Origin of the sequence: Allorhizobium paknamense (assembly GCF_030815125.1) — a bacterium.
GTDB lineage: Bacteria > Pseudomonadota > Alphaproteobacteria > Rhizobiales > Rhizobiaceae > Allorhizobium > Allorhizobium paknamense.
The window spans coordinates 237224-259577 of sequence record NZ_JAUSWH010000002.1; the positions used below are offsets into that span (position 1 = coordinate 237224).

The following is a 22354-nucleotide window of genomic DNA, read 5'->3' on the forward strand; positions in this document are numbered from 1 at the left end:
AGGGGCCTCACACCAGGGGCCGGTCTGCGGCGCGGGCGGGCCAGCGGATAATGGGTTGCGACTGGCCGCGCAGCGCGATCGTCAGCCGGGTAAAGCTGTTGACCGAGGTATAAAGCCCGAAGAAGTGGTTGAGCACCGCGCCAAAGACGAAGGCCGCGGCCCGGTCGATCAGCGCGGGGTCGAATTCGATGGTCACATCCGTGCCCGGCACCATGGCAGGCCCCAGCCGCGCCAACGTGTTCTTCGCCTCCACCCGGCTGATCGCGTCGATCAATTGCCGCGTTTCCGGGGCATCGCGGAAGGCGTAAAGGGTGAGAATATCCTTGAGCGCCGCCCCGCCATTGTCGAAGAGCGACAGGTGGTTGAAGATCAGATGCGAGACCAGGCGCCATTGCCTTGCATCCTTCTCGTTCATGCGCAGCGTTGGTGTGGGCGGGATCAGCGCCTGTACCGTGGCAATGCCATCGCTGCTTTTGACGAGATCGAGATGCGGATGGCCGCCGCCGAAGGGCAATTGCTCGGCGAGATCGCGGTTGAGGCAGAGCGTATCGACGCTGGCGGTGATGTCGGTCGGTCCCAGCGGTCCGCGCTTGCGGTCGATAAAGGCGATATCGGTATCGGAGGTCTCGTCCTCATCGAAGCGGCGGTTGATCTGCCAGTAGATTTCCTGGTTGCCGCCACGCTGGGTGCGGCCGAAAAACGGCTCGGCGCGCCATTCCTCGCCCTGGCGATTGGCAAGCCGTACTTCCTCGACGCAATAGACCTCGCGCGCCCGCTGGCGGCGGCTATCGGGCAGCAGGCGATATTCCGTGCGGCTGCCATCGAGCTTCAGCGGCTCGGAGGATTGAAGGAAGAGATTGACGATGGGCGTGGCGTTGAGCGCGAAATCCTGCGCCGAGATCAGCCGTTCCAGCCGCGCGTCGCTGCTGTCGAGATAGATGTAAAGCTCGCAATCGCCGCCCTGCCAGCGGTTGAGGCCGTCAATGGTCAGAAACAGGAATTTCTGCGGCAGGGCGAAAAATTCGGTGAGCAGCCGATAGCCGGTAAAGCTGCTGACGGGCGTGGGCAGCATGGCTTCATCCGCCGAAAAGCCGGTGGGGCTGAGATGACTGGCGGGCAGGAATACCGCCTCCCGGTCTTCCGCATGGCGGGCAAGCGCCATGCCGAGGCAGTGATTGGCCAGAAGCTCGAACAGCGCCGTTGCCTGCTGCCAGGGGGACGCAATGAACAGCGACAGCTTGCCAAGCCCGATTTCCGGAAAGCTGAGCCCCCTCGGCGCGGTGGTTCTGAGCGAGAGTTTCAGGCAGCCCGCTGCCCCCTGGAAAGGCGCGGGCGGGGCTTCGATCGGCAGGCCGGACAACGTGGCGGCGGCAATCTTCAGCGGCGCGACATCCACATCCTGTGTGGTGCGGAAATGGCATTCCTCGCCGCCCACCGCCTCGCTGGTGATGTCGCTGAGGCGCGGCAGGCGCTGTACATTGGTCAGCATCGGGCTCGGCTCGAAGCGCACGATGCTCATCGAGGGTACAGGGGCGAGATAATGCGGATAGAGCGTTTCCAGAAGGCTGTCGGTCAGCTCGGGAAACTCGTCATCCAGCTTCTGGCGGATGCGGGCGGCAGAATAGGCAAAGCTCTGGATCAGCCGTTCCACATGCGGATCGTCCGCCACATCGCCGGTCAGGCGCAGGCGCCCGGCAATCTTGGGAAAGGCGCTGGCGAATTTTTCGGCGCGGCGGCGCAGCGCGAAAAGCTCGTCATTATAGCGGTCCAGAAAGCTGTCAGCCATTGGCGCCCTCCAGTACGAAGGATTGGGTGGCCGGATCGATGCGGGATTCGAAGCTGATCGGTGGCATGCCTTCCTGCAGGCGGAACATGCCCTCGATGCGCATGCGCAGCGCCCGGTCACCCTCCATGCGCGGCTTCAGAATCGTCACCCGCACATCGCTCAGCCTGCTTTCAAACAGCGCGATACGCCGCTCCATCAGCCGCGCCAGGCGGATTTTCGACTGGTCGGTAACAAGACTTGCAGACAGCATGCCATCGACCCCGTAGGAGACCAGCGCATCCTTCAATTCGGCAAGCCCGTCCGGCGGCGCCTGCGTCGGGCGGCGCGTATTCAGCAGCGCTTCGAGATCGCGGCGGATCACCTCCCGCATCTCGCGCACCTGTTCGGTCAGCGACAGCAGCGGATCGGTCTCCATATCCGGCATGTCATCCAGCAGCCGGTCTAGGATCGAGCGGTTGAGCAGGCGCTCGCTCGGGCGGTAGCGGTCCAGCGGATCAGCCACGGGCAGCCTGCCTTTCCGCCTTGTCCTGAACGGCTTCCAGACTTTCCAGTTCGTGCAGGCTGACCATGTCATCGCCGTTGAACAGCGACCGCTGGCCGCGCCCGATGGTAAGCCCCTCCGCCAGCTCCACCCATTCGGTCTGCCGCCCCAATGCCAGGGCTGAATCCTCGTAAATGCCGGGATAAATGGCCGGCAGCAGCACGGAGGCGCTGGCTCCGCCGGCAAGCGTCAGTTCCGCCCGGCGGAAGGCGAGATCGCGAGCGCGGGCGATGGGCTGCAGCACCAGGCTTTCGATGCGGGCGATATCCACCCAGAGATAGGCGCCGCCATTGGTCAGCACTTCCAGCGCATGCGGCAGGCGGTCATCGAGATCGCGAAGATCGGAAATGGCAGCGCCATTCCAGTTCATGGGCCGCTCGCCGCGCGCCTCGTCCAACTGCCGCACCAGGCTGGCGGCTTCGCCATGGGACTGTTCGCGGACGGCAAGCCCAAGCTTCAGCGCTATTTCATCCAGCGGGCCGGGGCCGCCGGGAAAGCTTGGCATGGCGCCCTTGTCGTACCAGTCGGCGCGGGCGGCCATGGCGCGGATTTCCCGGCGCAGCAGCGCGTAGCCGAGACCGTCGGTCGCCTCGAAGCGGGCCGCCACATCGCATTGGGCATCGGCGCGCTCATAATCGCCGGAGAGCACCAGCAGGTCGATATAGAGATGGCGCAGCGCCTTGTCGGCGGGCTTTGTCTTCACGGCAGCGCGGGCCTCGTCCAGAGCCGGGGCAAGCGCGTCTTCAGCAAGGAGGTCCATGATCATGCGGTTATCGAGGCTCATGCGGAAATCCTTCTCTGTTCGGCGGGGGTGGTCATGCCGATGGCAGCAGGCGAGGTCTCGGCGATGAGGTGGAAGCTGGTGGAAACGTCATCCAGCTGGAAATGCGGCTGAAGCCGCACGGTGCAGGAAAAGGAACCGGGCTTGCCGGGAATTTCGAAAACGGTGATGCCCGCGGAGCGCAGCGGATAGCGGGTTCTGAGAGAAACCTCCGCATCGTCATTGCCGAGCGTGTAGCCGGAGAGCCAGTCTTCCAGCTTGCGCTGGATGGCCGAGGCGGTGGACAATTGCCCGATGTGATCGCGCATGATGACCTTGAGATAATGCGAAAAGCGCGAGGCGCAGAGCACATATTGCAGCATGGCGGCCAGCCGCGCATTCTGCCTTGCCGTTTCCGTCGGATAATGCGGCGGCGCATGCAGCGACTGGTTGGCATTGAAAATCGCCGAGGATGACAGATAGGTGGTGGCGATCGGCACGATGCCGAGATCGGAAAACTGCAATTCCTGTCCGCGCGTCAGGCGCACCTCCACCGGCGGCTGGGCCGACAGGCCTTCGCTTTCCACGCCAAGATCCAGCCCCGGCAATTGCCAGGGGGCCACCAGCCCGCCATCCACCTCGTTCTGGGTTACGCCGCGCATATCGGCAAACCAGCCGGATTCGATGAAGGTGCGGATGGTGATGGCCGCAAAGGCAAAGGCGCCATTGCCCCAGAGCAGGCTGTCACCCGTTTCGGCCACGGTCTCGCGGAAGGGAAAGCCATCCTGCCTGCGGCGGCTGAAAGGCCGGTAGGGCGGGCGCATGAGAATGCGCGGCGCCACAAGGCCGAGAAAGCGGGTATCTTCCCGCCCGCGCAGGCTGTTCCAGCGCAGCCGGTTCTTGTCCTGCTGCAGCCAGGAAAAATCATGGACGCGGGCAAGCTCCTGAAAGCTTTCAAGCCCAACCGTTTCGGCGGCGGCCCCGGCAACGAAGGGGCAGAAGGCGGCGGCGGCCACCATGGCGACATGGGTGAGCGCGCCGATGGAATCGGTCTGGTCCTTCGGTGTCGGGGAAATCTCGTAATCGCCCACCAGCAGGCCGAAGGGTTCACCGCCCGGCATGCCGAATTCGCGGTTATAGACCAGTTCGAACAGGTGGCTCTGATCGAAATCGGTGGCGCGCTCCATGCTGCGGCCAAGCTCTTTCCAACTGACAGGCAGGAGCTTGATCTTCACCTCGCTGCTGCGGGCCGCTTCCCGCACCAGCATGGCAAGCCCCAGCCATCGGGATTCCATGGCCTGGAATTCCGGGTGGTGCAGAATGGCATTGACCTGACGATTCAAGGCCTCGTCGATCAGGCTGATCACCTGATCCGCCAAGGCCCTTGGCGATAAGCTCACAATACCCCCCAATGGATTGCAGCAACGGAACGAACAGGCCCGGCGGCGGTTATGGGCCGCCGCCGGAATTCAAGCTTCAGTTTTTGGAGGGAATGCGGGCGACCATGCGCAGCGAGGTGGTGAGTTCTTCCATCTGCAGCCAGGGGCGCATCCAGGCCACTGCATTGTAGGAACCCGGCTTGCCGGGGATTTCCTGCACGGTCACCTTGGCGTCGCGCAGCGGATATTTGGCGCGCGATTCCTCGCCTGCGTCGTCATTGGCGTTGACATAGCCGGAGATCCAGCGGTTCAGCCAGACTTCGCAATCGCTTGCTTCCATGAAGGAGCCGATCTTGTCGCGGCCCATGACCTTGAGATAATGGGCAAAACGCGAGGTCGCCATCATGTAAGGCAGGCGGGCGGAGACGGCGGCATTGGCGGTCGCTTCCGGCTTGTCATAGATCTTCGGCTTGTGCGTGGTCTGCGCCCCGAAGAACACGGCGTAATCGGTGTTCTTGTAATGGCAGAGCGGCAGGAAGCCGAGCTTGCCGAGTTCGGCATCGCGACGGTCGGTGATGCCGACTTCCGTGGGGCATTTCAGATCGAGATCGCCATCATCGCTGGCAAACACATGCATCGGCAGGTTTTCCACCTTGCCGCCATTTTCCGCGCCGCGAATGGCCGTGCACCAGCCGGAGCGGGCAAAGGCGTCGGTGAGCCGCGTGCCCATGACATAGGCGGCGTTCATCCAGCAGTAGTTGTCGTGCGGCAGTTCGCCTGTCATCGACCCGCTGGTCTCATCGAAGGCGAATTCGTCGATGGGATTGGTCTTCGGCCCATAGGGCATGCGGGCCAGCACGCGCGGCAGGGCCAGCGTCACGAAGCGCGAATCATCGCTTTCGCGGAAGCTGCGCCACTTGGCATATTCCACCGTTTCGAAAATCTTCTCGAGATCGCGGGGGCGCGACAGTTCGCGGAAGTCCTCGAAGCCGAACATGCGGGGGCTGGCTGCCGAGATGAAGGGTGCGAAGGAGGCCGCCGCAATCGAGGAAATGCCTTGCAGCAGCTGCACATCCTCGAAACTGTTGTCGAATTCGAAATCGCCGATGATCGCGCCCATGGGCTCGCCGCCCGGGGTGCCGAATTCGTCTTCATAGATCGACTTGAACAGGCGCGACTGGTCGAATTCCACCGCCTTGGCGAGATCCTTGGACAGTTCGCGCTTCGAAGCGTTCAGCACCCGGATCTTCAGGTTGACGCTGGTTTCGGAATTCTTGGCCAGGTAATGCAGGCCACGCCAGCTGCCTTCCAGCTTGGTGAATTTTTCCGCCTGCATGATGGCGGAAAGCTGGGTGGAAATGGCCTTGTCCAGTTCGGCGATGGCGTTGTTCAATGTCACCGTCAGGTTACGGTCGTATTTCACCGTGCCCTTCAGCGCCTGATCCGTCAGCGTGCGGATGAGGTTTTGTGCCCGGTCCGGCTCGGTCTGGCGGGTGGCGGCGACGACCTTGTCCAGAAGGCTTGCCGCCTCCTGGGTTTCTGTCGCCTGATCGGTTTTCAGCAGACTTTCTGCGGTCATGATCTTGATCCTTCAGGAGGCGCGACCGGCTCTTGGGTCGCTGCCGTCGAAAATGGAAAAGGGTTAAGTTCAGGCCTCAGGCGCTTTCTTCGCCTGCAATTCGCCGACGAGCTTGGAAAGATCGCCCTTGTTTTGCAGGATGTCTTCCAGCATGCGCTCCAGGTCTTCCGAGCGGTCGGCCTTGCTCAACAGGTCGCGCAGCTCGTTGCGCGCATCCAGAAGCGCCTTCAGCGCCGGTACCTGCTCAACGATCGCCCCAGGCTCGAAATCCTGCATGCTTTCGAACTTCAGTTCGACGGCGAGATCGGTGCCGTCATTCTGCAGCGTGTTCGGCACGGCGAACCGCAGGCCGGGCGCCATGCGGCGCATGACGTCATCGAAATTGTCACGGTCGATCTGTACGAATTTCCGCTCGCCGAACGGTTTCAGCGGCTGGGTGGGATCGCCGGAAAAATCCCCCAGCACACCGACGACGAAGGGCAGTTCCTTCACCACCATCGCGCCTTCGGTTTCCACCTCGTACTTGATATGAACCCGGGGCTTGCGCACCCGCTCCAGCTTTTCATGAACGCTTGGCATATCAAAAACCTCCTTATAGCCCCTTCAGCATTTCCGCCTCGGGAAATGCGTAAAACCCTTTGAAGTCGCCCGTCCGGTTGCAAGATCCTCTTGCCCCGGACATGCGCGAAAGCCCGGTGGCCGAAGCCGCCGGGCGTTTTTAATTTCCGTTTTCCCGCGCGGGCTTGATGCCCGCTGCAATAAGAACGGCCTGTCTTGCCTGCGGTTCCGGCAGGAGTTCCGCCAGCAGTTCTGAAAAATCCATGCGCCCGCGCCGCACCAACGTCTCGATGGCCAGAGAAATCGGTGAATGCGGCTCCGTTCGCCGGAAGTAACGCGCGACATTGAGAAGAGTTTCAAACGCATCTTCACGCGATGCGATTCCCTCCGGAGAGACCGGCGCCACGGCCGCCGGCGCTACGGGAGCGGGCGCTGCCTCTCCCGGTTCAGCGACCGGCTGCGCTGCGATTTCCGCCTCGTCACGGCCGCCGAGGCTGCGCATTGCGGCGGCAATTTCCATGAGCACATTGCGGATATTGGAGCTTGGCGGCGCGTTTTGCCCCAGCTTTTCCGTCAAAAGCGCGTTGAACGCGTTGAACGCCTCCAGGCAGCGGTTGACCTCCGAGAGTCTTGCGGTCATGGCGGCCACACCGGCTTCCGTCGCCGCCTTGTGGATCGCCTCGCGCCGGTCCGCCTCCTGGGTGCGCAGGCCGAGCTGAAAGTCCCAGAGGCTGTGTTCACCAAATTTTGATTGCGGAATCAACGAGACGAGCCTCAGCGGCTGGATCAGCGTGCCTTCTGTTCCAAAACCGTTCAATCCGGCGAAGGGCGCTAACTTCTCCTCAATATCGTCATCATCTATCGAGTGAATTTCATCCCAATAGCTGCTTAAAAGCGACGTGGTTGCGCCATAGATCTCTGCAAGACCCTCAAAGCCGCGAAGTCGCAAATGAGCTTCCGCCAGCCAGGCCAATACTTCGATGTCCTTGCTGACAGAAGAAACAATCTGCAACCCTAGATTGCTAACAAGATTCCACTCTTGGGAAGCTTTAGCAGTTTCGTCCGGCGTTACATTTCTTTCTTCCGCTCTTGCTTGGTTTCTTGCGTCTTTAATGCGGTAGTATAGCTCGCGATAATCTGCATCCACGCGAATATTGTTGCCGCATGGACCGGCTTTTTCTATCGGATTGGTTAGCTCGACTATGCCCACGATAAGTCCTGAAGCTCTATGAAACGCTAATATACGCTAGTTATCAATTGTGAAACTTGCTGATAGCTTTGTCAACCGGTGGTCAACTCCGCCACAATTGTGATGGTCTGTCATCTTCGTGTATCTTAAAAAAATTTAACAGACATCTGGACACTTCATCCTGATCGCCTTAGTTGTTCCTCGTGACTGAACTTGGAGCTCGTTGTGGGAGGCCCCCTGCATGTCGCAGATTGACCTCAATCGCTTGGTCGCAGCGTTTGAGCCTGATTTACGTGTCGCGCTTGAGCAAGCCGCCCAGCTGGCTGCAAGGCGGGGTCACGGGCAGGTGGATCTTTCTCATTTCTTAAGCGCAATCCTCGCAGCCGCGTCATTCCAGAACATTTTTGCCGAGATTGGCTTGCCGGTTGCCGCTTTGCAGCGGGAGGTGGAGCGCGCGCTGGAGGATGTGGCTGTGACCGGTGCGGAAGGTTTGTCGCTTTCGCAGAACATTCTGACTCTGGGGCAGGAAGCCTGGGTGCTGGCCTCCTTGCAGGCCGGACGCCGCAGCATCGGCCTTGCCGATCTGCTGAACGCCATGAATGAGGAGCCGGGCCTGCGCGCCACCACGCGCGGTCTGTTTCCCTCACTGAAGCAGATTGACCGTGCGGCACTCAATGCCCTTGCGGAAAAGGGCGGTGACGCATCGCCGGACATGTCCGCAACCGCCGCCCAGCCGGGCTCCGCTTCGGGTGACGACGCCTTGCGAGCCTATACCCATGACCTGACCGCCGATGCGCGCGCGGGCCGCATCGATCCGGTGATCGGTCGCGACATGGAATTGCGGCAGATGATCGATATTCTGCTGCGCCGCCGCCAGAACAATCCCATTCTCGTGGGCGAGGCAGGCGTCGGCAAGACCGCCGTGGCGGAAGCGCTTGCGTTGGAAATCGCCGAGGGCCGGGTGCCAGACAAGCTGAAACCCGTGCGGCTGTTGATGCTGGACCTGACGCTGTTGCAGGCCGGGGCAGGGGTCAAAGGCGAGTTCGAACGCCGCCTGCATGGCGTGATCGAGGCGGTGAAACGGTCGCCCGAGCCGATCATCCTGTTCATCGATGAGGCGCACGGCCTGATTGGTGCCGGTGGCGCAAGCGGGCAGGGCGATGCCGCCAACATTTTGAAGCCTGCGCTGGCGCGTGGCGAGGTGCGCACCATCGCCGCCACCACCTGGAGCGAATACAAGAAATATTTCGAAAAAGATGCCGCGCTGACCCGCCGCTTTCAGCCGGTGCTGGTGCGTGAGCCCGATGAGGAAACGGCAATCCGTATGCTTCGCGGCGTGGCCGAGACCTTCATGCAGCATCACGGCGTGCGCATTCGCGATGAGGCCATCGTGGCCGCCGTGCAGCTTTCCGCCCGCTTTCTGCCTGCGCGGCAATTGCCCGACAAGGCGGTGAGCCTGATCGATACCGCCGCCGCTGCCGTTTCACTGGCGCGGCAGACCCTGCCGGAACAGTTGCAGCGCCTGACTAGCGAGCGCGGCCATCTCGACGTGGAGGCCGATTGGCTTTCCCGCGAACCGGCAAGTGACGAGATTGACGACCGGAGGGCAGCGATTTCCGAGGAGATCGAGCGGCTTAACGGCGAAATCGAGGCGCTGCAGGCGCGGTACGATGCCGAAGTGGAAGCCCTGGCGGAGGATGCCGGAACGGAGCCCTCTGAGCCGCAGGAAAAGCCCGCCTCGAATGTCGCCCCGTTGCGGCGCCCGGGCCTCGGGCGCAGGGCGGCCTCCTTCGTGCCGGTGAAGGGCGAGGGTGAAAAGCTCATCCCGCGTGAGGTGGACCGGCATGTGATTGCCTCGGTCGTCTCGCGCTGGACCGGAATTCCGCTCGGCAAGCTGATGGCCGACCAGATCGAAAGCGCCAAAAGTCTCGATCAGCGGCTGAAGGAGCGGGTGATTGGCCAGGATGCGGCGCTAACCCGCATTGCCGATGCCATGCGTGCCGCGCGCGCCGGTCTCTCCGATCCGCGCCGTCCACCGGCGGTCTTCCTGCTGGTCGGCATGTCGGGCACCGGCAAGACGGAAACGGCGCTGTCGCTGGCGGACCTTCTTTATGGTGGCAGCCAGCATCTGACGACGATCAATCTTTCGGAGTTCAAGGAGGAGCACAAGGTATCGCTGCTTCTCGGTTCGCCGCCCGGCTATGTCGGCTATGGCGAAGGTGGTGTCCTGACGGAAGCGGTGCGCCGCAGGCCCTATGGCGTGCTGCTGCTGGACGAGATCGACAAGGCGCATCCCGGTGTGCAGGACATTTTCTACCAGGTCTTCGACAAAGGCACGCTGCGCGATGGCGAAGGCCGGGACGTTGACTTCAAGAACACCACAATCGTCATGACCGCCAATACCGGCTCGGAATTGCTGACAGCGCTGGCTGCCGATCCCGACACCATGCCGGAAGGCGAGGCGCTGGAAGTGTTGCTGATGCCCGAACTGCAAAAGCAGTTCAAGCCGGCCTTCCTGGGGCGGACCATCATCCTCCCCTTCATGCCGCTTGGCACGGAAGCGCTCTCGCGCATCGTCGATATCCAGATCGAGCGCATCCGCGAGCGGGTGATCGCCGCCTATGGCGTCGATCTGACGCTGACGGAAGAGGCGCGCGCCGCGCTGGTGGGGCGCGCGGGCGCCAGTGAGATTGGCGCGCGCGCCATTGAAATCATGATCGGACGTGACCTTCTGCCGCCGCTCTCTTCCTTCTTCCTCGATCGGATTGGATCGGAAGAACGGCTGGACGGGGTGGAGGTGACGTTTGACGATGGTCGGTTTGGCGTGCGCGAGGCCGCCGCCGGACATCAAGAAGATTCCCCGGAGCCGGTCAGGCTTCGGTGAATGCGGATATCGCAGCCCGGGAGCAATCCCTGCGGCTGCGGTAGCGAAGGCAGGGGATGGGGGTGAAAGACCAATCAGGTTGGACAAACCGCTCATGCCTGCGACGTAAGCAGGGAGGCCGTGGCCGGTGTGGCCAGGGCTTTTATGAAAGGTAAACCGCCTCGCAGCCAACGAGGTATTTTAAACATTGCAGGAGAAGCGACTATGCCGATTTATCTGAAGATCGACGGTATTCAGGGCGATGCCACCCATGAAGAGCACAAGAACTGGATGGATATCGAAGCTATTCATTGGAATGTCAGCCGCAACATGAATACCACGGCTGGCTCTACCGCCAACCGCGAAGCCTCCGAGCCGATGGTGTCGGAAGTCATTCTGACCAAGGTCAGCGATTCCTCCTCCACCAAGCTTTTCCAGGAAGCCTGCGCCGGCCGTACCGGCAAGACGGCGGTGATCCATCTCGTCACCACGGGCAACCCGGGCAATACCTATATCGAATACAACCTGACCAACACGCTGATCGCCAACTATTCGGTGGATTCCAGCGGTGACCGTCCGGTTGAAACCATCAAGCTGAACTTCACCAAGATCGAAGTGAAGTACACGCCGTATGACGAGAACAACACGGCAAAGTCGCCGATGATCGCGTCCTACGACCTCTCCACGACCAAGGCTGCCTAAGGCGGCTTCCACACCCCCAGGGCAGTATCTTCGCCGCCCTGGGGGAGTGATCGTGCAGTGTTGTGAATGATTGATTGGTTTTGAAATTTCCCACTTTTGTCACACCTGCCAGATCATGTCCGGCGGGACAGTTCAGAGCATTTCCAGGAAAAGTGGGAACCGATTTTCCGTCCGGAAATGCGCAAAGATAAAGTTTCAGATCGAAAAGCACTCTAAATCCGATCGAAAGCGCTCTCATTTCGGCTTGAAGCCGTTTCCATGTTCGCCCCTTTCAAACAGGAAGCCGCCATGTCTGCTGCCAAGGACCGTCTCAACGCCATTCTCATCGATCTTCCCGCCAAGAATTCGCAGTGGGAAAAGAACGTCGTCAATCCTTATGTCCGGGCTTATGACATGGCCTATGGCAATTACCAGAAAACGCTTGCCGCGCAGGCCGCGCATGACCGTATGGTGGCCGAACTCTTCGTGCTTGCTGCCTCCGTGCTGACCGGCAGCGTGATGATGGCAGCTTTTGCCAGTTCCTCGCTGCGGGTGCTGGCGGGCAGGGCGATGCTGCAAACCATCTGCAACAACAATCTCAATCGCACCTTCAACGCAGTTCATGCTGTCAGCAACAGCCAGACGGCAATGTTTGCGCTGGGCGGTGTGCTGGATGCCGCCAAAAGCCTGGCGGGCAAGCAGGTTCAGGCGGCGGTGGAAGATCTCACCAAGTCTCCGCCCATGGCCGCATCTCCCAGCGCTCTGACTTTCCTCACCTATATGTCGGATTTCGTCTACACCAATCACATCACCCTGCATAAGCTCGTTCGCGGTGTGCTGGACGATGCTTCAATCACTGACGACAACAAGCAGAAGATCGCCGATCTGGTCACCCGGACCCCCTATTGGAACGCGCCGGAAAACCGCAGGGTGGACGAGACCAGCCTGTCCCAGAAAATGGAACTGCTGTTTTACATGCAGGCGGTGCTGGATTCGGACTTTTTGGTGGATACGATCAGTGTTCCTGTCACAACGCCTTATATGACACAATCCCAGATTGTCGAAGTCGGTCGTAAACCAATCGAGATCATGCCGTCGTCACCGAACTATCCCAAGCTGGGTGCGCAAAAAATTGGCGGTTCAAGAGGAATGGATCGCACGCGTTCCGTTGAATACAATAGTCTCGGTTCTGCTATCCGAAACAGGATCAATGTCGTTAGCCAGATGGCAGTTGGAGCGCCGTTTTATGCAGAAAACGGTATGATGGCCAGTATGTTTGAAAAGAACTCGGACCGTCGTGATCAGTTGCTGAAAGCGGAGCAGATTATCACGCGTCTTGCTTTGCAAACACGGCCCAAGCAGTTCACCGATGTGGTTATGTTGTGAGAATGGCTTGGATGATGTTCAGAGGGAAATTGTCGCGATCGTTCCGCTGGCTCGGTATCACACTGATTATCAGCGGACTTTTGGCGAATACGGCCTATGCTAGAGATAAGCCTCAGACGGTGGATGAGGCATTGATGGCCATTGAGTCCGTGGATGGTTTCCCCCAGGCTATCGGACCAATGATCGATGCCGCCAAACAGCATGTTGCTGTTGTTGAGAATGTGGATGCATCAAAACCGGCTGCTTTACTAGGGGAGGCAGCAAAACCGGCTTTCGATCCGGCAACGTGGCGTGACAATATTCTGGCGAAAATTGCTTCCCCGTCGACGGGTTCGTCTGTGGATGCTGACGCTTTCATCAAGGCTAGTCAAAATCTCGTAGAAAGCTACGGCAAAGCTGCTGAACTTTTTCAGAAGGACAATAAGGCCAGCACGGATAGCATCGCTGATCGCTTGAAGAGTAGACCGGACAATGCCGATTTAGAGGCGCTTGTCTCTTCAATGGCGCTGCCGGATATGGCGGCTGAAACAACGACGACCACAATGGCCATGACGAAGGCTATCGAGATCTTTTTCAATGAAGATCCGGCACAATTCGCGAAGCTTACAACTGCGGATATTGATGGGTTGGTGGCAACCTATTTCCAAAAATTCAATGTCGATAATGAGGACATCAAGCCCCAGGCTGATCTCGTTAGACAGTCCAAGAAAATTGCGGTGGAATATGCCCTTTCCGAGCTTTCACAGGAGGATATCAAGATTTTGCTTGATTTCTATAAAAGTGATTCCGGTCAGGCGAAACGTGAGGCGTTGATAAAGGCGTTTAACGAACAATTGCTTCAATCGAATAAGATCATGCTGAAGTCTTATTTCGTTGAAGTATCCGCCTATTTTCGTTCCAAGGCGCAGCAATAGACGTTGATGTTGGACGGTCTGCTGTTGCACGGCATTTCTGTTCCAGCGCAAAGTAGAAAGACTTGAGAGTGCGCATCACGTCGCGTCTTTCTCCTCCGTGTCTCTCTTTCTTTCGATCGTGTCGAGAACCTGTTCCGGGACGACGTCCTCGGTGAGTTCGTGGATTTCGGTGTCGTGGCTGAGGTCGATGTCGAGTTTTCCGGCGATGGTCACCAGCAGGGTCAGCATGCGGGTGGCCTCGTGTTCGGCCAGAAGTGAGATCTGCAGGTTGAGATCGGCGCGCTTGTCGGCGGATTTGGTCATGCGGTTCTGGCTGATCAGCACGAAGGTAGAGATGAAGATGGCTTCGACCGAGGCCACCATGGCCAGGATGACAAGGGAAGGGTCAAAGGCGGGCAGGAGCGGCACGAGGCCGAGATTGATCAGGATCCACAGGCCGAAAATGATCGCGTGCAGATAGACGAAGGTCATGGAGCCGGCAAAGCTGGTGATGCGTGCGGCGATCCTGTCTTCAAGCGAGGCCCGTCTTTCTTCCTCCCGCCGCCGGGCAATCAGCGCTTCGATATTTCGGTCAAGATGGCTTGCAACGGGGGTGGAGGGATCTGGCATGGGTTCTCATCCTGCGCGGGGTCGCCCGTCGAACCTCGGCCCGATAGGGAAGTTCCAAAAGTCGTGAGGATGGAGGTGCGATTTCCGGCGCGTCATCGCCGCAAGCGCGGAAAACTGCCTTTTGTGATGTTTTGCTACAATACCCCCAGCACGTAGCCTTCGCCGCGGATGGTCTGGATGATCCGGTCGGATTTACCAAGGCGGATGGCCTTGCGCAGGCGGCCGACATGCACATCCACCGTGCGTTCGTCTACGGTGGTGTCCTCGCCCCAGAGTGCAGTCTTGATTTCGCTGCGCGAATGGACGTGGCGGGGCGCGCGCATCATCAGTTCCAGCAGCCTGAATTCCATCATACCCATCCTGATCTCCCGTTTCTGCCGGTAGATGCGATAGGTCCTGAGGTCCAGCGACAGATCGCCTACCACCAGCCGTTCGGCCAGCAGGGAAGGATTGAGGCGCTGGAAGAGGTTCTTGACCCGCATGACGATTTCCACCGTGGAGACGGGCTTGACCAGGCAATCATCGACACCGGCGGATAGTGCCGCCAGTTTCTCGGCCTCATCGCCCTCCGGCACCAGCATCACCACCGGCACGCTTTCGGTGGAGGGGCGGGCGCGCAGGCGGCGACAGATTTCGATGGCCGACAATCCGGCGATCCAGGCTCCCAGAATGATCAGATCGGGCAGGGCCGGGCTGAAGAAATCATCCATGCCAGCGGCTTGTGTCAGTAGGGATACTGCAAAACCCTCATTGGCCAGCCTGAGCGCCAGGGTCTGACCGAGAATGGCATCGCTTTCCGCGACAAGGATGCGTCCTGGCATGGCTTCGAGGCTCCGGTCACGTCTCCATGGAATAGCCCGCGCCGCGCACGGTGCGGATCACATCCTGCTGGTTGCTGCCGTTCAGCGCCTTGCGCAGGCGGCCCACATGCACATCCACGGTGCGCTCATCCACATAGATGTCATGGCCCCAGACACCATCGAGAAGCTGTGAGCGGGAAAACACCCGGCCGGGGGACGACATCAGGAATTCCAGCAGCCGGAATTCCGTCGGCCCCAGCCGCACTTCACGGGTCTTGCGGTGCACGCGATGGGTCTCGCGGTCCAGCTCGATATCGCCGCAGCGCAGAACGCTGGAGAGAACCTCGGGCTTGGCCCGGCGCAGCATGGCCTTCACCCGCGCCATCAGTTCCGGTGTCGAAAAAGGCTTGACCACGTAATCGTCGGCGCCGGTGGAAAGGCCGCGCACCCGCTCGCTTTCCTCGCCGCGCGCCGTCAGCATGATGATCGGCAGGCGTTCGGTGTCTGGCCGCATGCGCAGGCGGCGGCACAGTTCGATGCCGGAGACGCCGGGCAGCATCCAGTCGAGGATGAGGAGATCGGGTACGCGCTCCTGCAGGCGGATCTCGGCTTCGTCGCCGCGCAGGATGGTTTCCACCTCATAGCCTTCCGTTTCCAGATTGTAGCGAAGAAGCACGCTCAGCGCTTCTTCATCTTCCACCACGGCAATTCTTGGTAGCATCGGATTCCACTCCCCTGTTTATTCGCTGATGGAACCCAGCGTATTGGAAGTATCGTCCTTCGGGCGCTCGCCCTCCGGCTGCGAACCAGTCGCGATATAGTAGATGGTTTCGGCGATGTTGGTGGCGTGATCGCCGATGCGCTCGATGTTCTTGGCGCAGAACAAAAGATGCGTGCAGGTGGTGATATTGCGCGGATCTTCCATCATGTAAGTCAGAAGTTCGCGAAAGAGCGAGGTGTAGATCGCATCGATCTCCTCGTCGCGCAGGCGGATGGCTTCCGCCTTCTGGGCCGAGGGGTTGGCGAAGACATCCAGCACTTCCTTCAACTGCACCAGCGCCAGTTCGGAGAGATGCTCCAGGCCGCGCGCCAGCTTGCGCGGCACACCGGTGCCCTGTACGGCAATCACCCGTTTGGCGGTGTTCTTGCCGAGATCGCCGACGCGCTCCAGATCGGCGGCGATGCGCAACGTACCGATGATCTCGCGCAGATCGGCGGCCACTGGCTGGCGGCGGGCAATGGTGACGATGGCCTTTTCCTGAACCTCACGCTCGGCGCTGTCCAGGATCACGTCATCGGAAATGACCCGCTGCGCCAGTCCGCCATCGGATGTGACCAGTGCCCGCACGGCATCGGCGCACATCTGCTCCGCCAGCCCGCCCATCTCGGAGATGCGGCGGTTCAGATATTTCAGGTCTTCGTCATAGGCCGAAAGAATATGCGAGGGGGACATGGGTTTTCCTTCCGGAAATACGTAAAAACAAAAGCTCAGCGCATGGCTGGCCGATGATCAGCCGAACCGGCCCGTCACATAGTCCTGGGTGCGCTTCTGCTGCGGCGAGGTGAAGATCTTCGAGGTGTCGTCGAATTCCACCAGTTCACCCAGATACATGAAGGCGGTCTGCTTGGAGACGCGGGCCGCCTGCTGCATGTTGTGGGTGACGATGACGATGGTGTAATCGGCGCGCAATTCGTCGATCAGTTCTTCGATCTTGGCCGTCGACAGCGGATCGAGCGCCGAGGCCGGTTCATCGAGCAGGATGATTTCCGGCTTCACCGCCACTGTGCGGGCAATGCACAGGCGCTGCTGCTGGCCGCCGGACAGGCTGAGGCCGCTGGCATGCAGCTTATCCTTCACCTCGTTCCACAGTGCGGCGCGGCGAAGGGCGGCTTCCACCCGCTCGTCTATGTCCGCCTTGCCGAGTTTTTCATAGAGGCGAATGCCGAAGGCGATGTTTTCATAGATCGACATCGGGAAGGGGGTGGGCTTCTGGAACACCATGCCCACCTTGGTGCGCAGCAGGTTCAGGTCCTGCGTGCGGTCGAGGATGTTCCTGCCGTCCACCACCACTTCACCCTCGGCGTGCTGGCGCGGGTAAAGCTCGTAGATGCGGTTCAGCACGCGCAGCAGCGTGGACTTGCCGCAGCCGGACGGGCCGATGAAGGCGGTGACGCTGCGCTCGGGCAGGGTCATGGAGATGTCTTTCAGCGCCTTGGTCGAACCATAGTAGAAGTTGAGGTTCTTGATTTCGATCTTGGCACGGGTTTCGGTCTTGGGGGCCTGTTCTACTCTGTCCATGGGAATCATGTGCCTTATCTATCCTCTTTGCGTCCGGTGAGGCTGCGGGCGACGATGCTGAGGCCCAGAACCGTGAAGGTGATGATCAATGCCCCGGTCCAGGCCAGTTGCTGCCATTCCTCATAGGGGCTGAGAGCGAACTGGAAGATGGTGACCGGCAGGCTGGCCATCGGCGCGTTGAGATTGCTGCTCCAGAACTGGTTGTTGAGCGCGGTGAAGAGGAGCGGCGCCGTTTCGCCGGAGATGCGCGCAATGGCCAGCAGCACGCCGGTGACGATGCCGGACAGGGCGGCGCGATACGCCACCGAGCGGATGACGATCCAGCGCGGTGCGCCGATGGCGGTTCCGGCTTCGCGCAGCGCATTGGGTACCAGGTTCAGCATGTCCTCCGTGGTGCGCACCACCACCGGAATGACCAGCACGGCCAGCGCAAAGGCCCCGGCAATGCCGGAGAAATGCCCCATGGGCCGCACGACCAGTTCATAGACAAACAGGCCGACGACGATGGAAGGCGCCGATAGCAGGATGTCGTTGATGAAGCGCACTACCACGGTCAATCTGGAAAAACGGCCATATTCGGCCATGTAGGTGCCGGCCATGATGCCGATCGGCGTGCCGATGACGATGGCGATGATGGTGATGAGGAAGCTGCCGGCAATCGCGTTCAGCAGGCCGCCGGCATCGCCGGGCGGCGGGGTCATTTCCGTGAAGACCTGCAGCGAGACGCCTGCAAGCCCCTTGTAGATCAGTGCGCCGAGAATGAGCGCCAGCCAGAGAAGACCGATGGCGGCGGCAACCACGCAGAGCGCCATCATCACGGTATTCCTGGTCTTGCGCCTTTGGTAGATCGAGGTCATGGGATCAGGCTCCCGCCTTGCTTTCGATCCGCATCAGCATGATGCGGGCGGCTGCGAGGATGATGAAGGTGATGATGAAGAGGATGAGGCCAAGCGCGATCAGCGACGAGGTATAGAGCGCGCCGTCCGCCTCGGTGAATTCATTGGCGATGGTGGCCGAGATGGTGGTGCCCGGCGCAAACAGCGAACTGCTGATGCGGTGGGCATTGCCGATGACGAAGGTGACGGCCATGGTTTCGCCGAGCGCCCGGCCAAGGCCCAGCATGACCCCGCCCATGATGCCGACCCGCGTGTAGGGAATGACGATGCGGCGAATGACTTCCCAGGTGGTGCAGCCAATGCCATAGGCCGATTCCTTCAGCACCGACGGCACGGTATCGAACACGTCCTTGGTGATCGAGGTGATGAAGGGCAGCACCATGATGGTGAGAATGAGCGAGGAGGTAAGCACGCCGATCCCGTAGGGCGGACCGGCAAAAAGATCGGAGAGAACCGGAATATTGGCGAAGGCATCGATCACCGCCGGCTGGACCACCGTCTGCACGAAGGGCGCGAAGACGAAGAGGCCCCAGATGCCATAGATGATGCTGGGAATGCCCGCCAGCAATTCGATGGCGATGGCAATCGGGCGGCGCAGCGGGCGCGGGCAAAGCTCGGTCAGGAAGACGGCAATGCCGATGCCGATCGGAACGGCAAGAACAATGGCGATGGCCGAGGTGACGAGCGTGCCGTAGATCGGAGCGAGCGCGCCGAATTTTTCCGTGACCGGGTTCCAGCTCTCCGTCACGAAGAAGGACAGGCCGAAGGCCGAGAGCGCCGGCCAGGCGCCGATGACGAGAGAGAGCGCCACACCGCTCAGGAGAATGAGAACGAGAATGGCGGCGGCGCGCGACAGCGCATGGAAGATCGCATCCGTCAGGGCAAAACGGCGCACCACCCTTTCACGCTGCAAATCCTGACTTGGCATCGTGGTTGACGTCATGATCGGTTCTCCACCGGGCTATGGGCAAGGGGGTGGCAGGGGGCGTGCCCCCTGCCTTGCAGTCACTTGGCGGAGAAGAGCGGCTTGCCGTCCTTGCCGACGACGTCCTTTTCCCACATGGCTTCAACGCTCTTGACGACCTTTTCCGGCATCGGAACGTAGTCGAGTTCGGCTGCCATCTTGCCGCCCTTGGCGTAGGACCAGGCGAAGAACTTCAGCGCGTCGGCGGTGGCGGCGGTGTCCTCGGGCTTCTTGTAAACGAGGATCCAGGTTGCAGCGGTCATCGGCCAGGAGCTGGCGCCCGGCTGGTTGGCGAGGATGACGCCATAGCCCGGCTGCGAATTCCAGTCGGCATTGGCGGCAGCCGCGGAGAAGGCTTCCGCCGTCGGAGCGACCTTCTTGCCATCCTTGTTGACCATGTCGGTGTAGGTCAGCTTGTTCTGCTTGGCATAGGCATATTCGACATAGCCGATGGAGCCGTCCGTCTGGCCGACATTGTTGGCAACGCCTTCATTGCCCTTGGCGCCGATGCCGACCGGCCATTCCAGGGCGGTGTTCACGCCGACCTTCGACTTCCAGTCAGCGCTAACATCGCCGAGATAATAGCTGAAGTTGTAGGTGGTGCCCGAGCCGTCCGAGCGGTGAACGACGGCAATCGCCTTGGAGGGAAGCGTGAGCGAGGGGTTCAGCTTCTTGATGGCGGCATCGTCCCACTTGGTGATCTTGCCCATGAAGATATCGGCAAGGGTGGCGCCATCGAGAACGAGTTCGCCCGGCTTCACGCCTTCCAGCTTCACGACCGGCACGATGCCGCCCATGACCATCGGGAACTGGGCAAGACCGGCTTCGTTCAGCTCGTCACCCTTCAGCGGCGCATCGGAGGCACCGAAGGTGACGGTCTTGGCCTTGATCTGCTTGATGCCGCCGCCAGAGCCGATGGACTGATAGTTCAGGCCAATGCCGGTTTCCTTCTTATAAGCATCGGCCCACTTGGCGTAAATCGGATAGGGAAAGGTGGCACCGGCGCCGGAAATGTCGGCGGCCTGGACAACGCTCATCAGCGGAGCAGCCGTCATCATCGCGGCAGACAGCGCCAGGGTGCGAAACAAACTGTTCATTGGGGGGTCCCTCTTCCTCAGAGTGCATAAGACGACGCTTTCTGCGCCAAAGGGACGATTATTGCAGCCAGATGACAGCTGGATGACAGGTTTGAGTAAGATCTGTGATAGTATGGGGGTTTAGATACTCTTGAGCGTGTGTGTTGGCGAAGCAGGGAGCCGCCGAATACCGCAGAGGATTTGGATCTTTATGCTTGGCAAGCGTTGATTGCATTTCTTGCCGCAGGCAGAAAACGCTCTCCATTCGTGCATTTCGGAAAATTCATGTGCTGGTTGAGGGTCAGAGCGGTCAGCCCGTGTGCGAAGGGCGGACTGTAAAATGTGCATGAGAGAGCGGTACCGGCCTGTCCCTCATCTGGAAGATTGTCCTTCCCAAGGCCAGGACTGTGCCGCAGAAGGTCAATTTGAGCCGTCTTTATGCTTCCGAGAAATATCGATGCAGGCGCGGATCATCGCCATGATATGGGCGAGGACGGGGCATCCGCCCCACAGCGTCTTGCAAAACCGCTGCCCACTTTTGCGCGATATGCTCTAGGATGTGTGGGGATTCAGTTTTGGGTGAGGCGAAAACGGTGATTTTCGAGAACCGGAGCTTAAGTAGTACTTACGGTACATGAGCCTAGGTAAGCGCAGGAAATTGCCGTTTGCAGCCCGCCCAAAGCTGAATACCCACACACTCTAGCAAGCCCCGAGGGTTTCACGGCCGTACCGGCTGACCGCAAGACCCTCTTCAGACAGGCAAAGTTGCCATCTTCCGCCTATTTCCAGCTTTGGAAATCGGACGCCACGCAGCCGAAGGGGGCGTTGCCCTGACCGAACCGTTTTTGCAACTGCGCACAGCCCCAGGCATTTAGAGGGGCGGGCATGGCATTGTTGATATCCATGCCCGGAGATTGAAAGGGCGTCTTGGAGGCGGTCACATACCAGAGCCAGAAACCGATCACGGCCACGGCAATCATCAGCAGACCCCCGGAAAAGACCTGCAGCCCCCGCAACAGGGGCGAGGCTTTTCGCTGAGCCGTTTGCCCCGAAACCGGCGTTATGCCCGCCTCTGTTGCAGGCGCAAGAGATGCCAGAGCTGCGGCCCGTTCTTCGTCTGTCATGGAAATTCGCTCAAGCTTCGCATCGAGAAGCACCGGAAGGCTCACCCCTTCATGCCGGACTGCCAGCGCAACGGACTTGCCTTTGCCCCCGCCGATCATCAGCGGTTGCTGCCCGTCGCGCAGGGTCGTGAGACCATGCCGTTTGCTCGCATCCTTCGCGATCTTGTCGCTGTAGCTGACGGTAAGACTGTTTCGCCTGCGCCTGATATTGGTAATCTTGACAGGCACCGGCGTCAGGATCGCAGCGCGGCCCAAAACCACCTGTTCCCGGCGTGTGCGCAACGCCCCAAACCCAGCGGCAATTCCACCGCCGAAGAACAGAAGCACGAAAACCGTGAGCGTTATGATCCTGTTCCACAGTTCATCCAGCCCCAGGCTGAGCGTTGCCATCTCTGGATGATCTGCGGAAATCACCACGCCGGTTTCATAATCGCCAAAATGCAGGCTGGCGAACATGATCTCCACCTTTGAGCTGTAGCGATGACCGTCAACCTCATAGACCAGATCGGCCTCGCAATCTGTCAAAAAGCCTTTGCGCGTCTGGCATCGGCCATTCTGCACCTCGCTGCTCTCCGGCACCAGCGGATGCTGGCTGATCTGCCAATCATGCAGGATGCCCGGCAACTGCATATAAAGGAAGAATGCGCCGAGCAGCGGAAAAACGGGCAGCACCCAAAGTCTTGCCTTCGAGCTGGAATAGGCGCTGGGCACCAGGGAAAGCGGACGCTGAGGAAGACGAAGCGCTGGGATCAAGGCGGAACCTTCCATGTTTTCTTCAATAAATTCAAATTGGTAACGGTTTAAATCCTGGAAGGGCTCGTACCATCAACCCTTTGCTCCCGAATTTCTTGTTTTCCACCGCGCACGCCTGCTGGTGCAAATATCCACAAGATGTTGCAGATCGTTCGCTCTTTCCGTGAGTGAGGCCAGTTCTTTCGGGATAAAATCAT

The 22354-nt window shown here is 60.1% G+C and carries 20 protein-coding genes; 4 read left to right on the forward strand and 16 right to left on the reverse strand.

Going from position 1 to position 22354, the window contains the following annotated elements; all coding sequences use genetic code 11:
• Positions 1-7 precede the first annotated feature (7 nt).
• The 7 genes from tssF to tssA all read right to left on the reverse strand — a co-directional run bounded on the left by tssF (position 8) and on the right by tssA (position 7813).
• Complete coding sequence (tssF, locus tag QO005_RS04545) at positions 8-1786, reverse strand: type VI secretion system baseplate subunit TssF (RefSeq protein WP_307156795.1); 1779 nt, start codon at positions 1784-1786, stop codon at positions 8-10.
• The gene (gene tssE / locus QO005_RS04550; RefSeq protein WP_307156796.1) at positions 1779-2288 is read right to left on the reverse strand and encodes a type VI secretion system baseplate subunit TssE; all 510 of its coding nucleotides are present in this window, start codon (positions 2286-2288) and stop codon (positions 1779-1781) included. The genes tssF and tssE overlap by 8 nt, the downstream gene beginning before the upstream one ends.
• On the reverse strand, positions 2281-3111 hold the full coding sequence (locus QO005_RS04555) for a type VI secretion system accessory protein TagJ (RefSeq protein ID WP_307156797.1): 831 nt from the start codon (positions 3109-3111) through the stop codon (positions 2281-2283). The genes tssE and QO005_RS04555 overlap by 8 nt, the downstream gene beginning before the upstream one ends.
• On the reverse strand, positions 3108-4487 hold the full coding sequence (tssC, locus tag QO005_RS04560) for a type VI secretion system contractile sheath large subunit (protein ID WP_307156798.1): 1380 nt from the start codon (positions 4485-4487) through the stop codon (positions 3108-3110). The genes QO005_RS04555 and tssC (QO005_RS04560) overlap by 4 nt, the downstream gene beginning before the upstream one ends.
• Positions 4488-4563: 76 nt before the next feature.
• Entirely contained in the window at positions 4564-6045 is a 1482-nt protein-coding gene (gene tssC / locus QO005_RS04565) for a type VI secretion system contractile sheath large subunit (protein ID WP_307156799.1), read from the reverse strand.
• Positions 6046-6114: 69 nt separating this feature from the next.
• The gene (gene tssB, locus QO005_RS04570; protein WP_307156800.1) at positions 6115-6624 is read right to left on the reverse strand and encodes a type VI secretion system contractile sheath small subunit; all 510 of its coding nucleotides are present in this window, start codon (positions 6622-6624) and stop codon (positions 6115-6117) included.
• 139 nt (positions 6625-6763) lie between these two features.
• Positions 6764-7813 carry a type VI secretion system protein TssA gene (gene tssA, locus QO005_RS04575; protein WP_307156801.1) on the reverse strand — a complete coding sequence of 350 codons (1050 nt, stop codon included), beginning with the start codon at positions 7811-7813 and terminating at the stop codon, positions 6764-6766.
• 220 nt (positions 7814-8033) lie between these two features.
• Here tssA and tssH point away from each other — a divergent pair, with 220 nt between their 5' ends.
• The 4 genes from tssH to QO005_RS04595 all read left to right on the forward strand — a co-directional run bounded on the left by tssH (position 8034) and on the right by QO005_RS04595 (position 13636).
• Positions 8034-10676, forward strand: a complete 2643-nt coding sequence (tssH, locus tag QO005_RS04580; protein WP_307156802.1) for a type VI secretion system ATPase TssH — start codon at positions 8034-8036, stop codon at positions 10674-10676.
• Between the two features lie 204 nt (positions 10677-10880).
• A complete protein-coding gene (locus QO005_RS04585; RefSeq protein WP_307156803.1) occupies positions 10881-11357 on the forward strand; it encodes an Hcp family type VI secretion system effector in 477 nt (158 codons plus the stop codon).
• A gap of 288 nt (positions 11358-11645) precedes the next feature.
• On the forward strand, positions 11646-12722 hold the full coding sequence (locus tag QO005_RS04590) for a hypothetical protein (RefSeq protein WP_307156804.1): 1077 nt from the start codon (positions 11646-11648) through the stop codon (positions 12720-12722).
• Between the two features lie 11 nt (positions 12723-12733).
• The gene (locus tag QO005_RS04595) at positions 12734-13636 is read left to right on the forward strand and encodes a hypothetical protein (RefSeq protein WP_307156805.1); all 903 of its coding nucleotides are present in this window, start codon (positions 12734-12736) and stop codon (positions 13634-13636) included.
• A gap of 75 nt (positions 13637-13711) precedes the next feature.
• Here QO005_RS04595 and QO005_RS04600 read toward each other — a convergent pair whose 3' ends face one another.
• The 9 genes from QO005_RS04600 to QO005_RS04640 form a co-directional block, all read right to left on the reverse strand.
• On the reverse strand, positions 13712-14245 hold the full coding sequence (locus QO005_RS04600; protein WP_307156806.1) for a DUF1003 domain-containing protein: 534 nt from the start codon (positions 14243-14245) through the stop codon (positions 13712-13714).
• Between the two features lie 134 nt (positions 14246-14379).
• Positions 14380-15066, reverse strand: a complete 687-nt coding sequence (locus QO005_RS04605; protein ID WP_307156807.1) for a response regulator transcription factor — start codon at positions 15064-15066, stop codon at positions 14380-14382.
• 16 nt (positions 15067-15082) lie between these two features.
• Positions 15083-15766 (reverse strand): phosphate regulon transcriptional regulator PhoB, encoded by a 684-nt coding sequence (gene phoB / locus QO005_RS04610; protein WP_307156808.1) that lies wholly within the window; start codon positions 15764-15766, stop codon positions 15083-15085.
• Positions 15767-15784: 18 nt separating this feature from the next.
• On the reverse strand, positions 15785-16498 hold the full coding sequence (phoU, locus tag QO005_RS04615; RefSeq protein WP_307156809.1) for a phosphate signaling complex protein PhoU: 714 nt from the start codon (positions 16496-16498) through the stop codon (positions 15785-15787).
• Positions 16499-16555: 57 nt separating this feature from the next.
• A complete protein-coding gene (pstB, locus tag QO005_RS04620) occupies positions 16556-17344 on the reverse strand; it encodes a phosphate ABC transporter ATP-binding protein PstB (RefSeq protein ID WP_307156810.1) in 789 nt (262 codons plus the stop codon).
• A 14-nt stretch (positions 17345-17358) separates the two neighbouring features.
• A complete protein-coding gene (gene pstA / locus QO005_RS04625) occupies positions 17359-18201 on the reverse strand; it encodes a phosphate ABC transporter permease PstA (RefSeq protein WP_307156811.1) in 843 nt (280 codons plus the stop codon).
• A 4-nt stretch (positions 18202-18205) separates the two neighbouring features.
• On the reverse strand, positions 18206-19183 hold the full coding sequence (gene pstC / locus QO005_RS04630; RefSeq protein ID WP_307156812.1) for a phosphate ABC transporter permease subunit PstC: 978 nt from the start codon (positions 19181-19183) through the stop codon (positions 18206-18208).
• A 62-nt stretch (positions 19184-19245) separates the two neighbouring features.
• On the reverse strand, positions 19246-20301 hold the full coding sequence (gene pstS, locus QO005_RS04635; RefSeq protein WP_307156813.1) for a phosphate ABC transporter substrate-binding protein PstS: 1056 nt from the start codon (positions 20299-20301) through the stop codon (positions 19246-19248).
• A gap of 758 nt (positions 20302-21059) precedes the next feature.
• Positions 21060-22172 (reverse strand): hypothetical protein, encoded by a 1113-nt coding sequence (locus QO005_RS04640; protein WP_307156814.1) that lies wholly within the window; start codon positions 22170-22172, stop codon positions 21060-21062.
• Between the last annotated feature and the right edge of the window lie 182 nt (positions 22173-22354).

Excerpts from the sequence above, each read along its gene's own strand:
- tssB (WP_307156800.1), bottom strand. The coding sequence starts at position 6,624 with ATGCCAAGCGTTCATGAAAAGCTGGAGCGGGTGCGCAAGCCCCGGGTT.
- tssF (WP_307156795.1), bottom strand. The coding sequence starts at position 1,786 with ATGGCTGACAGCTTTCTGGACCGCTATAATGACGAGCTTTTCGCGCTG.
- phoB (WP_307156808.1), bottom strand. The coding sequence starts at position 15,766 with ATGCTACCAAGAATTGCCGTGGTGGAAGATGAAGAAGCGCTGAGCGTG.
- pstA (WP_307156811.1), bottom strand. The coding sequence starts at position 18,201 with ATGACCTCGATCTACCAAAGGCGCAAGACCAGGAATACCGTGATGATG.
- QO005_RS04600 (WP_307156806.1), bottom strand. The coding sequence starts at position 14,245 with ATGCCAGATCCCTCCACCCCCGTTGCAAGCCATCTTGACCGAAATATC.
- QO005_RS04585 (WP_307156803.1), top strand. The coding sequence starts at position 10,881 with ATGCCGATTTATCTGAAGATCGACGGTATTCAGGGCGATGCCACCCAT.
- pstS (WP_307156813.1), bottom strand. The coding sequence starts at position 20,301 with ATGAACAGTTTGTTTCGCACCCTGGCGCTGTCTGCCGCGATGATGACG.
- QO005_RS04605 (WP_307156807.1), bottom strand. The coding sequence starts at position 15,066 with ATGCCAGGACGCATCCTTGTCGCGGAAAGCGATGCCATTCTCGGTCAG.
- QO005_RS04590 (WP_307156804.1), top strand. The coding sequence starts at position 11,646 with ATGTCTGCTGCCAAGGACCGTCTCAACGCCATTCTCATCGATCTTCCC.
- tssC (WP_307156799.1), bottom strand. The coding sequence starts at position 6,045 with ATGACCGCAGAAAGTCTGCTGAAAACCGATCAGGCGACAGAAACCCAG.
- QO005_RS04640 (WP_307156814.1), bottom strand. The coding sequence starts at position 22,172 with ATGGAAGGTTCCGCCTTGATCCCAGCGCTTCGTCTTCCTCAGCGTCCG.
- tssH (WP_307156802.1), top strand. The coding sequence starts at position 8,034 with ATGTCGCAGATTGACCTCAATCGCTTGGTCGCAGCGTTTGAGCCTGAT.
- phoU (WP_307156809.1), bottom strand. The coding sequence starts at position 16,498 with ATGTCCCCCTCGCATATTCTTTCGGCCTATGACGAAGACCTGAAATAT.
- pstB (WP_307156810.1), bottom strand. The coding sequence starts at position 17,344 with ATGGACAGAGTAGAACAGGCCCCCAAGACCGAAACCCGTGCCAAGATC.
- QO005_RS04595 (WP_307156805.1), top strand. The coding sequence starts at position 12,734 with ATGATGTTCAGAGGGAAATTGTCGCGATCGTTCCGCTGGCTCGGTATC.
- QO005_RS04555 (WP_307156797.1), bottom strand. The coding sequence starts at position 3,111 with ATGAGCCTCGATAACCGCATGATCATGGACCTCCTTGCTGAAGACGCG.
- pstC (WP_307156812.1), bottom strand. The coding sequence starts at position 19,183 with ATGACGTCAACCACGATGCCAAGTCAGGATTTGCAGCGTGAAAGGGTG.